The sequence below is a fragment of the Neisseria sp. P0022.S010 genome, assembly GCF_051956635.1.
On the sequence record NZ_JBQCXF010000796.1, the window covers coordinates 1 to 656 of the forward strand.

General features: G+C 35.5%; 1 protein-coding gene. It reads right to left on the reverse strand.

All coding sequences use genetic code 11. The annotated features are described in order from the left end of the window. Positions 1 to 30: 30 nt before the first annotated feature. Positions 31 to 654, reverse strand: a complete 624-nt coding sequence (locus tag ACTHUT_RS21465; protein ID WP_440419831.1) for a nuclease-related domain-containing protein — start codon at positions 652 to 654, stop codon at positions 31 to 33. Positions 655 to 656 lie beyond the last annotated feature (2 nt).

Genomic DNA, 656 nt, shown 5'->3' on the forward strand with positions numbered 1-656 from the left:
AATAAACTCAGAGGATGCCTTTTCTAATAGTTACCGCTGATGTCGTTGTTGCAAACGCTCCGTATGTGTTCGCAGCTTTTCACTATTTGCTTGGTAGTCACTTGAAGACAATACAGCAACTATTGCCTCTACTTCATGAGGAAGCAATAAGGCCGTCTGAAAATTCTTAATATAAGCCGCCGCCTGCCTAATACGGCAAACATTTGGTGGCATTTTCGATTTCAACTCACAATCACCTAAGAAAACTACCATTGAATGAAACTTCTCCTCAGGAAATTGCAATAGTTCTGACAATGCTTTGATATGAGCAGAATTCTGACGCAACGGGTTTTGGAAATAATGTTTCTGTTTATAGATGATTTGCGTCCATTTAGATTGCTTTTCACTACCAAAAATCCAACCTGTGTAATTTTTAGTTTCTATCACAAATATCCCAAAAATTGAGACATAAATATGATCAATTTGTGTCGTACCATCTCGAGATGGAATAATTAAATCGTGAAACTCAGAATAAGTTTTCTCATCTAAATTTTTTCCAATTACAGAACGAACTGCTATTTCCCCCATACTTCCCTTTATTTTAGGATTTTTCAACAGTGCTTTTAATAAAAGCAAAGGAATAATGATCAGAAAAATCCAAAATATACCTGACATAC

Excerpts from the sequence above, each read along its gene's own strand:
- ACTHUT_RS21465 (WP_440419831.1), bottom strand. The coding sequence starts at position 654 with ATGTCAGGTATATTTTGGATTTTTCTGATCATTATTCCTTTGCTTTTA.